This is a genomic window from Pararhizobium sp. PWRC1-1 (assembly GCF_049897905.1).
GTDB lineage: Bacteria > Pseudomonadota > Alphaproteobacteria > Rhizobiales > Rhizobiaceae > Pararhizobium.
Genome location: NZ_JAFCXE010000003.1, coordinates 160,786 through 173,335, shown reverse-complemented (window position 1 = coordinate 173,335; position 12,550 = coordinate 160,786). Strand labels below are relative to the sequence as shown.

Annotated in this window: 13 protein-coding genes; 4 read left to right on the top strand and 9 right to left on the bottom strand. The window is 56.6% G+C overall.

Annotated features, from left to right (window positions below):
- Positions 1-24: 24 nt before the first annotated feature.
- Entirely contained in the window at positions 25-1,038 is a 1,014-nt protein-coding gene (locus ACP7E0_RS06780; protein ID WP_426123815.1) for a glycosyltransferase family 2 protein, read from the bottom strand.
- Between the two features lie 162 nt (positions 1,039-1,200).
- Positions 1,201-1,488 (bottom strand): exopolysaccharide production repressor protein, encoded by a 288-nt coding sequence (locus ACP7E0_RS06775; RefSeq protein WP_426123813.1) that lies wholly within the window; start codon positions 1,486-1,488, stop codon positions 1,201-1,203.
- Between the two features lie 829 nt (positions 1,489-2,317).
- Here ACP7E0_RS06775 and ACP7E0_RS06770 point away from each other — a divergent pair.
- From ACP7E0_RS06770 to ACP7E0_RS06760, 3 genes are all read left to right on the top strand, one after another.
- The gene (locus ACP7E0_RS06770; protein ID WP_426124121.1) at positions 2,318-2,998 is read left to right on the top strand and encodes a sugar transferase; all 681 of its coding nucleotides are present in this window, start codon (positions 2,318-2,320) and stop codon (positions 2,996-2,998) included.
- Between the two features lie 75 nt (positions 2,999-3,073).
- Positions 3,074-4,348 carry a polysaccharide biosynthesis/export family protein gene (locus ACP7E0_RS06765; RefSeq protein WP_426123811.1) on the top strand — a complete coding sequence of 425 codons (1,275 nt, stop codon included), beginning with the start codon at positions 3,074-3,076 and terminating at the stop codon, positions 4,346-4,348.
- Positions 4,349-4,358: 10 nt separating this feature from the next.
- Positions 4,359-5,657, top strand: coding sequence for an O-antigen ligase family protein (locus ACP7E0_RS06760; protein ID WP_426123809.1), 1,299 nt, complete (start codon positions 4,359-4,361; stop codon positions 5,655-5,657).
- A 16-nt stretch (positions 5,658-5,673) separates the two neighbouring features.
- Here the strand turns inward: ACP7E0_RS06760 and ACP7E0_RS06755 are convergent, their stop codons facing one another.
- Positions 5,674-6,894: an adenylate/guanylate cyclase domain-containing protein gene (locus ACP7E0_RS06755; RefSeq protein WP_426123808.1), complete on the bottom strand. Its 1,221-nt coding sequence runs from the start codon at positions 6,892-6,894 to the stop codon at positions 5,674-5,676.
- Between the two features lie 224 nt (positions 6,895-7,118).
- Positions 7,119-8,159 carry a glutamine synthetase beta-grasp domain-containing protein gene (locus tag ACP7E0_RS06750; RefSeq protein ID WP_426123806.1) on the bottom strand — a complete coding sequence of 347 codons (1,041 nt, stop codon included), beginning with the start codon at positions 8,157-8,159 and terminating at the stop codon, positions 7,119-7,121.
- 496 nt (positions 8,160-8,655) lie between these two features.
- Between ACP7E0_RS06750 and ACP7E0_RS06745 the strand changes: the two genes are divergently transcribed.
- Positions 8,656-8,847 carry a DUF2735 domain-containing protein gene (locus tag ACP7E0_RS06745; RefSeq protein WP_426123804.1) on the top strand — a complete coding sequence of 64 codons (192 nt, stop codon included), beginning with the start codon at positions 8,656-8,658 and terminating at the stop codon, positions 8,845-8,847.
- Between the two features lie 589 nt (positions 8,848-9,436).
- Here ACP7E0_RS06745 and ACP7E0_RS06740 read toward each other — a convergent pair.
- From ACP7E0_RS06740 to rhaI, 5 genes are all read right to left on the bottom strand, one after another.
- Positions 9,437-9,826: a DUF930 domain-containing protein gene (locus ACP7E0_RS06740; RefSeq protein WP_426123803.1), complete on the bottom strand. Its 390-nt coding sequence runs from the start codon at positions 9,824-9,826 to the stop codon at positions 9,437-9,439.
- A 102-nt stretch (positions 9,827-9,928) separates the two neighbouring features.
- Positions 9,929-10,411 carry a YbaK/EbsC family protein gene (locus tag ACP7E0_RS06735; RefSeq protein WP_426123801.1) on the bottom strand — a complete coding sequence of 161 codons (483 nt, stop codon included), beginning with the start codon at positions 10,409-10,411 and terminating at the stop codon, positions 9,929-9,931.
- A 66-nt stretch (positions 10,412-10,477) separates the two neighbouring features.
- Positions 10,478-10,666 carry a hypothetical protein gene (locus ACP7E0_RS06730; RefSeq protein ID WP_426123799.1) on the bottom strand — a complete coding sequence of 63 codons (189 nt, stop codon included), beginning with the start codon at positions 10,664-10,666 and terminating at the stop codon, positions 10,478-10,480.
- Positions 10,667-10,736: 70 nt separating this feature from the next.
- Positions 10,737-10,991, bottom strand: a complete 255-nt coding sequence (locus tag ACP7E0_RS06725; protein WP_113315410.1) for a GlsB/YeaQ/YmgE family stress response membrane protein — start codon at positions 10,989-10,991, stop codon at positions 10,737-10,739.
- A gap of 255 nt (positions 10,992-11,246) precedes the next feature.
- Positions 11,247-12,539 carry an L-rhamnose catabolism isomerase gene (rhaI, locus tag ACP7E0_RS06720; RefSeq protein WP_426123797.1) on the bottom strand — a complete coding sequence of 431 codons (1,293 nt, stop codon included), beginning with the start codon at positions 12,537-12,539 and terminating at the stop codon, positions 11,247-11,249.
- Between the last annotated feature and the right edge of the window lie 11 nt (positions 12,540-12,550).

The window sequence follows — 12,550 nt, the reverse complement described above, 5'->3', positions numbered from 1 at the left end:
CTACGTCATTTCTGAACTTCTTATTTAAACGGCTCTGGAGGGTGGTTGCAGCAGATAGCGCAAACCGCCCGATCCGCCCAACGCAACCGGTGCCGCCTCGGGCTGGCGGCGGAAGTAATCGATCTTGTCAGCGAATATCCCGGTGGCGATCGCCGGGATCGCCGATGGATTGCCAAGGGCGTGGGCCAAGGCTGCCCTAGAGCCGGATTGCCGCTTGATGTCGAGGAATTCCCGCAATTCGTAACGCCCGCGAATATGACGCTCATGGCGGGCAATCAGTGCCCGTACCTGAGGCGAGAGGCCTGTCTGCGCCAGGATCGCCCTGTCGGCTTCGTACAGACGCTTCAGGTCGACTGTCCGGTGGCTGCCGCTCAGTGAATTGCTACGCACGACGGCGCCGTACCCACAGCTGTGGATGATCTTGTAGCGCGCGTCCTTCGTCAGTGCCCGGGCATAAAGATCGTAGTCCTCGCCGAGACGCAGACTTTCCTGATATCGCAGCCGGTGCTTGTCCAGAAACTCCCGCCGCATCAAAGGCTTTAGAAATCCGATCTCCCGGCGCCGGACGCCGCGCTTTGAGATGTTGCCGGCGATAAATTCGTGGAGATTAAGAATACGGGGTGCCGCCGGAAAGGCCTCGAGCGCCAGATGGGCCGTCGATGCCTTGTCCTCGTCGACAAAGGCAATGTTGTCGGCGATAAAATCCCAGCCGGACTGGGACAGGAGATTGTGCAGCCGTCCGGGGAAGAAGAAGTCGTCGGAATCGAGGATTGCAAGAACTGGCGATTTCGACATTAGAATCGCATGGTTGCGGGCGGCGGCCGGGCCTTTATTGACTTCAAAGCTGACGACCGTCAGCCGTCCCGTCCCGTCATCCATCTGGCGCGAAACACTAGCCGTGCTGTCGCTTGATCCGTCGTCGACGACAACCACTTCGGCCGTTTCGGGCTCTCGCAGCGCTGATGTGATGGCACGGCCAATTGTCTGGCCCGCATTTTTTGCGGCGATGATGACGCAGACGTCAGCATTCGGTTTCATATGTGCATTCCTTTATCGCTGTCATGCCGAACCTAAGTCGGCTTTTGCTGGGCGACAAGGCGAGATGTTGCATATGCGAAGACTTTGGTGAGGTCTTTCATACGTGCGAAGGCCGGTTATCTCAGAGAAAACCACGCGAGCAGTTTCTGCTCAATCTCTCACTCAGGAGTTGAAGTGCCCTGGATTGTTCGAGACATGCAAAGCCTTCGCATCTTTTTCGTCGCCGGCTGCCGGGGAGGCAGCGAGCGGACCTTGTGCCAGCTTCCGGCGATCATGGGCCTCTTTTGCGACGAGAATGAGAACGGTGATAAAATAGCCGGCTTGCAGAAGCACTGCACAGAGTAATGTCTGCCAAGCAGCCGTCCACGCCGAGCCAGTTAAAACAAAGGTCGCTACGGCAAAAACGGTTAGTGCCCCGATCATGCTGATGAAAACACGCGGTGCAAACATCAAAAAGCCCTCAAGGCTATGTCTTGATTTGCAAACATCATGGATAAAGCCACCTTCTCCTCTTAGGCTACTATTAACATATCGAACATGCTTTGTGCTTTCAACAGCCGTCTAAGCACGAATGTTCCATAGTCATCACGCTGTTTACGATGCGAATTCTTAGCCCGGGTTTAAATTCATCTGTCTATTTCAGCGGAATCGATGTTTTTTTGAGTGAAGGTGCTACGGCGACATGAAAAGCGAGGCTCTGTGAGGGCCGAGTTGTTGTTTCGTTCGCGCCCATTTGCCGCAGCGGACGGTTTTTGCCACATTTGGCAGGTGCATCGCCACATAGAGCACAACCGGGGTGCTTATCGTCGCTATTCCCGCCTCCCGTCCGGCGTGACTTGAAGTTTGAGATCAACTTTTGTTACAAATTTAGAGGTTTTGAATAAAAGAATGTGCAGTGCGGAAAAATGGTGCAGTGCATTAAATTTTTCGAATGGAAGAAAGAAAAATGTATAAATCTATATATTTTAGCTTTATAGAATATAAAAACCAAATGGTTAAAACTTAATTTGGAAAACTTTCTGTTGGGTAAACGATCTATTCTAGAGTAATTGAAATTGTTGATGACGGTTTACTTATGTAAATTCTCATATCTGTTAGTTTTGATGAATTAACAAATGTGGCTTTGGTTTTTAACTGATGCATATATGGGCTGGACCAAGGCATCAGGAGGAATCCTGCCTTTAAAAATCAAATTCTCCCTCTACACTCTGAAATGCAATTGACACCCAGTGCCCTCAGGGGACCCGACCAATCGCCAACCCAAATGGAGTTATCTCCCATGAAGTCTGCGACTCGATCGGCAAGCTCGCCGTATTTTACGACCATCGAATCCGGGGGACACCGGCCGATAGGGGGAATATCAAAAAGAGGTTTCGATATCTTTGCCGCGTCACTGGCGCTCATCGTCTTTAGCCCGCTCTTTCTGTTTTTGATGGCGTTGGTGAAGTTCTCCGATGGTGGTAAAGTCTTTTACGGGCATCGTCGCGTCGGCCATAACGGCCGTTTCTTTCATTGCCTGAAGTTCCGGACGATGGCGCCGGACGCCGACAGGATCTTGCAGGACCATCTGCATAAGAATCCCAAGGCATATGAGGAGTGGCAGGCGACCCGCAAGCTGCAGGACGATCCGCGTGTTACTGTCGTTGGAAGCGTTTTACGCAAACTGAGCCTCGATGAACTGCCGCAGCTGCTCAACATCATCCGCGGTGAAATGAGTGTCGTTGGCCCACGTCCCGTCGTTGAAGACGAACTTGAGCTCTATGAACATTCGGCCGTCTTCTATCTGAAGTCGCGCCCCGGCCTGACAGGGCTATGGCAGGTTAGTGGACGCAATGATGTTTCCTACGCCGCACGCATCGCCTTCGATACGCATTATGTGACCAACTGGTCGCTGTTCAACGATGTGGTCATCGTTGCCAAAACAATTCCTGCTGTCTGCCTATCCCGAGGCAGTTACTGATTACAGTCGCCAGCTCGAATGCGCCGTTTCCGTCGTAATGCCGGAATCGGCTTTGTTGTTAAGTGAGGAATTTTCATGAATAGAAGTCTTCGCAAAGGACTTCCGGCCTTTGGCAGAAAAGCCTGGGATGCCGCTCGTCTTTCCGCACTCGCCGTCGCCATCGGCGTCTCCGGCATCCATACGGCTTTCGCCGGCGATTACACGCTCGGTGCCATGGACAGGCTGAAAATACGCGTCGTGGAATGGCAGACCGCAGAAGGCTCGCTCAGAGACTGGTCTGCCATCAGTGGCGATTACACCGTGGGCGCATCCGGCGCCATCTCTCTGCCTTTCCTTGGCACTCTGCCTGCATCTGGAAAGACGACATCAGAGATTGCCGACGAAGTCGGCTTGCAGCTTCAAAAACTGTTCGGCTTGCCGGACCGTCCGTCCGCCTCCGTCGAGCTTGCCCAATACAGGCCGATCTATCTGGCCGGCGACGTACAGACGCCTGGGGAATATCCCTTCGCACCCGACATGACCGTCTTGAAGGCAGTGAGCCTTGGGGGCGGTCTCCGCCGGGCCGAAAATGGTCAGCGTTTTTCGCGCGATTTCATCAACGCGCAGGGCGATGCCTCGGTGCAGATCGCGGAGCGAAACCGGTTGCTTGTCCGGCGCGCACGGGTGCAGGCGGAAATTGCCGAGAAGAACGACATCGCCGTTCCCGGTGAATTGAAGGATGTGGCGGACGCTGCAGAACTCGTCGAGAGCGAAAAGTCATTGATGGTTTCCCGCGACAAGCGGCTCAAGCTGCAACTGACAGCACTTGCAGAGCTGAAAGCGCTGCTGCAAAGCGAGATCGAATCGCTCGGCAAAAAGTCTGTGACCCAGAACCGGCAGTTGACGCTGGTTGTGGAAGACAAGGGCCGTGTCGATGCCCTTGCGGAAAAAGGGCTTGCCCTTAGTGCCCGCAAGCTGGCCATCGAACAGCGGGTCGCCGATCTACAGGCAGCGTTACTCGATATCGATACGGCCTCCCTCAAGGCCAAGCAGGACGTCAGCAAGGCAAACCAGGACGAGATCACCCTGCGCAACGACTGGGATGCCCAGCTTGCCCAGGAGCTGCAAAACACCGAGGCTGAGCTCGACAAGCTCTCTCTGAAACAGGTAACCAGCCGCGACTTGATCACCGAAGCACTGCTTCAGTCCGCCGATGCGTCGCAGACACCGCGGCCCGGTGCGCACGCAGAAATCAGCTATTCCATTGTGCGCCAGACAGATGGAAAGCCGAAGACGATAGCAGCAGACGAGGGGACGCCCGTGCAGCCGGGCGATGTCGTGAAGGTCGAACCGGCCCTCAATACCCAGTAAGGCGACCGGAATGAAGATTGCAAAGGCCAGCGTGGTAAGGCCGGGCGAAAACGTCGTATACGGGGTTTTCGCGCTCACCGTTTCCTATTTCGTCTTTGCCTATTCCGGCCGCTTCGGCCAGGTCTCGATCCTGCTCTATTATGCGGTCTGGCTACCCCTGGTGCTCATCGACTACCGGCGGGCGCTGGGAAACTACGTCAAATATATCTGGATCTTCGCCTTTGCGGTCTTTGCTCTCCTCTCCGTCTTCTGGTCGGCGGCTCCGGGCACGACCATGCGAGCGGGTATCCAGTATCTTACCCACGCCATCTGCGCACTGATTGCCATGCGGGCACTGGATGTGAAAACACTGACGCTCGGTTCGGTCACGGGCGCTGGCGTCGTGCTGCTCTATTCGTTGCTGTTCGGCGTTTATCATTTCGATCCGCTGGACGGGACTGTCAGCTTCGTCGGCGCGTTCGATTCCAAGAACCAGCTCGGGTTCTATGCGTCGCTTGCTGTCTTCTTCTGCTTTTCCGCTATTGTGCTGCTCAAGCTGCGCGGGTTCTGGCTCCCGGTTTGTGGCGTAATCGGCCTTCTCGCCGCCTATTGTCTCTATGCATCCCAGTCCGCGACATCGGTTCTCACCACCGTGGCAGTTCTTGGGATCATTGTTGGCATGCAGCTATTTTCGCTGCTTCCACCCAAAAGCCGGAAGTTGCTGTTCATTGCAGCCACGGTGTTTGGTGTCATCACCGTGATTGGGGCCATCTACGGTGGCGCCATCGATAGCGTTCTCGGTGCCTTCGGCAAGGATTCGACCCTGACTGGCCGAACCTATTTATGGCAGCAAGGGATCGAGGCAGCGGGCGCATCCCCGGTGATCGGCATCGGTTATCAGGCTTATTGGGTACGGGGCTTTTCCGAACCGGAACGGCTGTGGGAGGAGTTCTTCATCGGTTCGCGCAGCGGCTTTCATTTCCACAACACCTATATCGAAACGATGGTGGAAACCGGCGCGATCGGGCTTGTTCTTTTGACTGCGCTGTTTCTCGCCGGCCTGTTCGGCCACCTCAAACGAGTACTTTCCGAGAGGCAGGGTTTCGAACCATTGGTGCTATTTGGCATTTCCGCGTTGCTGTTCGTGCGCTCTTTTGCGGAAATCGACGTTATCTTCCCGTATCAGATCGGCTCGTTTCTCCTCTACATCGCCGCCGGAAAGCTGACCATGCCGGCGCCGCAAAGCGTGCCGCTGCAGTCGCCGAAATTTGCTGGCGAAACGAGACAGCCTGTGATCCATCCGTTTGGTTCGGTCTATCCAAATAGGTAGGAAAGGCGCACGACGTTTAAAAAGCGAAGACCCCAATCGGTTCGCTGAGGCCCCGTAGCATATGGGAGCCGAGATTTTCCAGCTTGGTCTGGCATCCGGCCATTTCCACAAATGCCTGCGACAGAAGGACGGGACGCTTGATTTCCTTGGTCAAGCTTTCCAGCCGCGAGGCGATGTTGACGGTCGGGCCTATGACGGTGAAATCGAGGCGGCTGCGCGAACCGATATTGCCGTACATCACATCACCCACATGGACGCCGATGCCGTAGCCCAGAGGTTGGTGGCCCTTTTGGACGTTCTCCTCGTTCAGCGCCGCCATTGCGGTCTGCGCCTCGCGGATCGCCGCGAGAAGATCGCCGCAGGCATGGGTGCTGCTGAGAGGAAAAATCGCCAGCAGGCCGTCTCCCATGAATTTCAGGATTTCGCCGCCATGCCGCTCGATCGGCTCCGCCATCGCGTCGAAATAGCCGTTCAGCAGTTCGATGACGTCGTCGCGCGGCCACATGTCCGAAATGCCGGTAAAGTCGCGCAGGTCGCAGATCAGGATCGCCGCGCCGACCGTAACCCCGCTGCCGCGCGTCGTGGCGCCGGCAAGGATCTGTTCGCTGGCATGCGGGCCGACATAGGTTTCGAGCAGCGTACGGGCGAGGCGGTTCTTCAGGCGGATTTCACTGACCAGCGCAAAGGCCGGCAGCAGATTCGCCAGAGCCGCAACATCTTCATCGCTGAAGCCGCCCGGTCTGTCGCTGCCAAAGGTGATGATGTGGTGCTTGCCCAATGTGTGCTCTAGCGGCCAGGCGATGTAATCGGTATGTCCCTCGGTGCGCAGCTCGTCATAGAGCGGATAGGGCGGGGCGTTGGCAGAGGCTGCTGGCTCGAGGCGTTGACGGACCATCTTTGCGCCGCTGTGGAGTTCGTTGACCGGGCTGTTGCGATAGCGGTCGCTATCTTCGATGCCGAAACCGAACGTCTGGATATCAGCCTCCTTCATCCCCCTCTGCCATAGGATACGGGCGCCCAGCCATTGCGGGTGAAGGATACGGAAGTGAAGCGTGCCACGGGAGACCGGTATCCCTACCTGATTGAGCCTGTCACACATATCGATGAAGATATTGTCGATGAAGCGCTCGTCGCGCGTCTCGGTCATCAGCCATTCGATGATGCTGCTGCTGTCGCTCTGTGGCGCGTCAGCGCTTTCGCGGTTAAGGCTGGAAGTGGCGCTGGATGGAACTTGCATGAATACACCCCGTCAGGATCTTCGGCGCTCAGAGCCTCAAACTTAGTAACAGTGTGGGGGGAATACCAGTGCGGGAATTGGCCTATTGTATCTGAGACAAAGGCCACCGTTGGCGTTGGCCGGCAGGTCGGGCCGTCTGCGAAAAATCGGTCAGCAGATACAATCATGGCGCCAGCCCGAGTGGGTGGCGCCATGAATTCTCGGATCGAAGGAGCGACCAGAGCTTAAGCGGCGGCCGAAACGCTGCCGGCTGTCGGGACTTCGGCAATCGTCTTCAGGATCTGCGAAGCGATCTGGTAGGGGCAGCCCTGCGAGTTCGGGCGGCGATCTTCCAGATAACCCTTATAGCCGTTGTTGGCGAAGGAATGCGGAACGCGGATCGATGCGCCGCGGTCAGCAATACCGTAGCTGAACTTGTTCCACGGTGCCGTCTCGTGCTTGCCGGTCAGGCGCTTGTCGTTGTCCGGGCCGTATACGGCGATGTGGTCCAGAAGGTTCTTTTCGAAAGCCGCCATCAGGGCCTCGAAATATTCCTTGCCGCCGACTTCGCGCATGTACTTGGTCGAGAAGTTGGCGTGCATGCCCGAACCGTTCCAGTCGGTGTCGCCGAGCGGCTTGCAATGGAACTCGATGTCGATGCCGTATTTTTCCGTCAGGCGCTGCAACAGGTAGCGGGCCATCCAGATTTCGTCGGCGGCGCGCTTGGAGCCCTTGCCGAAAATCTGGAATTCCCACTGGCCCTTGGCCACTTCGGCATTGATACCTTCATGGTTGATGCCGGCCGCGAGGCACAGATCGAGGTGTTCTTCGACGATCGTGCGGGCGATATCGCCAACGCTCGAATAGCCGACGCCGGTGTAATACGGACCCTGCGGAGCCGGATAACCTGTTTCCGGGAAGCCGAGCGGGCGGCCGTTCTTGTAGAAGAAATATTCCTGCTCGAAGCCGAACCATGTGCCTTCGTCGTCAAGGATGGTGGCGCGGCTGTTGGAGGCATGCGGGGTGACGCCATCGGGCATCATCACTTCGCACATGACGAGCGCGCCGTTGGTGCGGGCCGGATCCGGGTAGATTGCAACTGGCTTCAAAACGCAATCCGAGCTGCGGCCTTCGGCCTGCATCGTCGAAGAACCGTCGAAACCCCAGAGCGGCAGCTGCTCGAGCGCCGGAAATGCGTCAAATTCCTTGACCTGTGTCTTACCGCGAAGGTTCGGGACCGGGGTATATCCGTCGAGCCAGATATACTCGAGCTTAAATTTCGTCATTTCTAACCTCTCATGGGTTGATGATGCACAACATCTGGAAAAGTCCATTTACGCTGCGCCGCCAACGGCTGACGTCTTATATGCACGGGGCATGCCAGTTTGAGGCCGACGTAAAGCCGCCGCCCGATTTTCTGCGGAAAGGCGCAAAACAGGACAGTCGTGCGGCACCGAGCTGTGCCCGGCGAGAAAAGTTGAAGTCACTGGCGAGATTGATCTTTTTGGTGCCTGTTTCGATCTTTTCACAGCGTCTTGCCGCCGGTTTTGGAAGGAGATGCAGTGTTTTGTCCAAAAAATGCGCAGAACTTGCGACAATTTGACTTCAGTGCACACGCCCAAAATTTAAATGAAAAATTCCTTGGAAAATGGCATGCCTAAAAAATAGCCCATTTTTTAGGCGGATTGATTTTTTTTTAATCAATCCGCGCAAATCGCACGCAAGTCTGCTATGGTCTTTGCAAGCAGCCCTGCCGAGGGCTGTGAAAAAGGAAAAGGCACTATGGCAATGATGTCTCCGGCCGATACGGCCAAGATTTATGAGTTCCCCGCCGGTGGGCGGAAGTTGGGTGGCCGCCGTTTCGAGCAGTCTGCCACGATCGCAGATATTCGGCCGAAGCAGGTTCTCACTGTCGACTATAGCAGCTGGTACCACGACGAAGCCGTGCGTGAGGAACAGAAGCCGAAATCCTGAACAGGCCGGCAGGCTGAGAATTCCGATTGCCGCGCCTTGCGGACATCGTGCGCCTATGCGGCGCTGACATCGCGCGTTGACTGTTGTTCCGCGCCTATAGAGTGGATGGCTGGTCGTCACCGCCAGACTATTTTTCCAGCGATCGTGTTTGCTCCGCATTCATAATGGATGCCGCCGCATGCGCATCTTCCATTGGATAGCCGCCGAGACGTTGAGTTCCCGTCGATCAAGCGCGTTTAGCTTGCCGATCATGGTTAACAAATTTCATCAGCACTGACGATCGATATGACGTTATTTTAACCTTTAAGGCGCAAATTTGAGCAGAATCGTTCTTCGAGTGTACCTAAATCGTTTGCTGGTGCGCTACTCGATGGGAGATTTGACGCAATCGGCGGAATAGTCCTGCCGGGGCGGGCGAAGATCACCGCAGGCCGGGGAGCCAGACGGTCTCTCGCATTCCTGCGGATCAGAGGATGCTCGACATGACCGACCATATCATGAAGACGCTCTTGAACATCATGGCTGCGCTGTCGTTCGGCGCCCTCATGGTCCTGTTCGTCGTCCTGTAACAGCAGCAAGCAGTCGCTGCTTATGGATAGAGATAATGTGCGTCCCACTCGTCATGCGGGATGAGGTCGCCGATCTTGTAGTTGAACGACAGGACCTCGATATGGTCCGGTCCCGTGCTGCACTTGAATTTCAGCTTGTACCATTCCCCATTGCTGCGAAAAACCGCGCCCGGTGCCCGCATATCGTTGTCTTCGACAATCGGATCGGCAAACGTATAGGCAATCACCTTGTCAGGTTTGAACGACGTCTTGTCGGAATTGATCTTCCACATCGCTTCCGTGTCGCATCGCTGTTCCAGGCGGGTCTGCGGGTCGAGTTTTTCGAATTGCTTGACCAGTGATTGATCCATGGCTGCCGCTGGTGCCGCAATGGCAACTGTCAGCAAGAGCGGGCAAACAAGCCTGTTCATTGCGTCGTCAACTCCTCGTCATTTCAGAAAATGCAAATGGAAAAAGGCGCCTCGGCCGAAGCGCCACCACATCCAATGTTAACTTCAAGGAAACCTTTGTGTTCATTCAAAGGCAGAAGCGCTCCAAACCTCTGAGACGTCGATCCATTCCGCCGAGGAAAGCAGAGCCATCCGTTCGGGATTGATCCGCACCGCCGCGTGCGGCGCGCCAGCGGCGGGCACCACCTCGTCGTAAGCCTTGAGCGAAACATCGCAATAGACCTTGTGTGGCTTGGCAAGGCCGAACGGACAGACGCCGCCGACGGGGTGCCCGGTTTCCTCCTCGACCTCGTCGAACCCGAGCATGCGGGCCTTGGTCGAAAACCGGGCCTTGTATTTCTTGTTGTCCAGCCGGGCATCGCCACGCGTGACGATCAGGATCACCTCGTCTGCTACCCGCAAGGCCAGCGTCTTGGCAATCTGCGCCGGCTCGACCCCATGTCCCTCTGCCGCCAGCGCCACGGTGGCGGTGCTTTGCGGGAGTTCAATGACGGCGATATCAGGGGCGTGTTCGGCAAAAAAGGTCTTGACGGAAGAAATACTCATCGGATGGCGTGACTTTTCTGATGGGTGCCGCCGGGAGGTCCGGGCGATAGATTGCTGGCAATCTTTTCAGTCGTCGTTCGAGGCGTCAAGATTTTCCGGGCGCGTGCCTTCCTGATCGTGCGGCAGATAGCCGTGGCTGGTGAACCAGTTGATCAGGATGGCGGCGATCGCCTGGTCGCGCGTGTGCATGCCGGGATGATCGGAAATGAAGGATTGAATCGCTTGTTCGATCCTGGGGTCGTAGATGTCAGACATGATGTCTCCAGAAGAAAGGCCGTGGATGTGCCGGTTGCCCGTTGGCAAACCGGCACGATGCCATGACGCGTCAAGCTTGCTTGACGATACGGATCAGCACCAGGAGGATAACGGCGCCGATCGTCGAATGGATAATGGCTGCAAGAATGCCGCTGCCGATGCTGACACCGAGATAGGGGAACAGCACGCCGGCGATGAAGGCGCCTATAATGCCGATGACCATATTACCGATCAGGCCGAAGCCGAAACCGGAAACGATCAAGCCGGCAAGCCAGCCGGCAATGGCGCCGACAATAAGAAAGACAACAATGCTCTCGATACCCATGGATGGTTCCTTTCCGTTGTATCTTCGAAAGAAACTAGTGCAGGAACCGGTTCGCGATAAGGGGAAGCTTTCAAAAATATCAGGGATTTCGCAAGGCGAATGATTGAGCACGCGGCAACGCCCCTCACCCTAGCCCTCTCCCCGCATGCGGGGAGAGGGGACAACAGAGGCGGCCGCACGGTCCTTCGGCCCGTTTACGGGGAGAAGGTGGCCGATAGGCCGGATGAGGGGCGTTCTCGTCGTTGATAATGAGGCTCAGACGATACCGCCACCGCCGCTCTTCGACGCCGGGCGCTCGCCAGAAACCTTGGCGCGATAGCCACTGGCGCGATAGGCGGCTACCGGCGCGATGGCGCCGCCGGCCTCGAAGCGGGACATGGCAAGTATCGGCTCGACATGGGTGCGGAACGCCGCCTTCAGCGTTTCGGTCGCCATCAGTGCATCATTGCCGTCCTGATAGCCCTCAAGCGCCTTACGATCGACCAGCAAAGCTTGCGCATAGGCGCGGCTGACTTCGGTCGCCGAGTTCATCAGGCTTTCGATCGGATCGGTGACATTGTGGCTCTGGTCGAGCATGTGCATCGGCGCGAAGCCTTCCGCCTGGCGCGTCTCGGCATCGACCAGTTCGTTGAAGACGAGGAACAGTCGGTAGGGATCGATCGAGCCCGTATCCAGATCATCGTCGCCATATTTCGAATCGTTGAAATGGAAGCCGCCAAGTTTCTTGAACTGGATCAGCCGGGCGACGATCATCTCGATATTGACGTTTGGCGCATGATGACCGAGGTCGACGAGGCAATGCGCCTTGGGGCCGAGCTCCTGGGCGATCAGATAGTTGGTGCCCCAGTCCTGCACCACGGTCGAATAGAAGGCCGGTTCGAACATCTTGTGTTCGGAAAAGATCTTCCAGTCGTCCGGTAGGCCTTTGTAGATCGCCTTCATCGCCTCGAGATAACGCTCGAAGCTCCTGGTGAAGTTCACCTGTCCGGGAAAGTTGGAACCGTCGCCGATCCAGACGGTGAGCGCCTTGGAACCCAGCGCCTTACCGATCTCGACACATTCGAGATTATGGTCGACAGCCTGCTGGCGGGTCGCCGCATCGGCATGGCTGAGCGAGCCGAATTTGTAGGAATGGGCCTGATCGGTAGCGTCGGAAAAGGTGTTGGAATTCATCGCATCGAAGCCAAGCCCCAGCGCGTTGCCTTTTTCCTTCAGTTCCGTCAGGTCGTCGACCTTGTCCCAGGGGATATGCAGCGAGACCGTCGGTGTTGCCTTGGTCAGTTGCTGGATCACCGAGCAATCCTCGATCTTGTCGAAGATGTTGCGCGGCTCGCCGATGCCGGGGAAGCGGGCAAAGCGGGTGCCGCCGGTGCCGACGCCCCAGGATGGGACGGCAACTCCGTAAGCCGATACTTTCGCTTTGACGGCACCGATATCGATGCCCCGGCGCGCCAGTTGTGTGCCGAGGTGGTCGTAATCCGCCTTCAGATCGGCAATGCGCGCGGCATTGTCGGCGTCGATGACGTCTTGTGTGATCATCCGTGTCATATCGCTCTCCG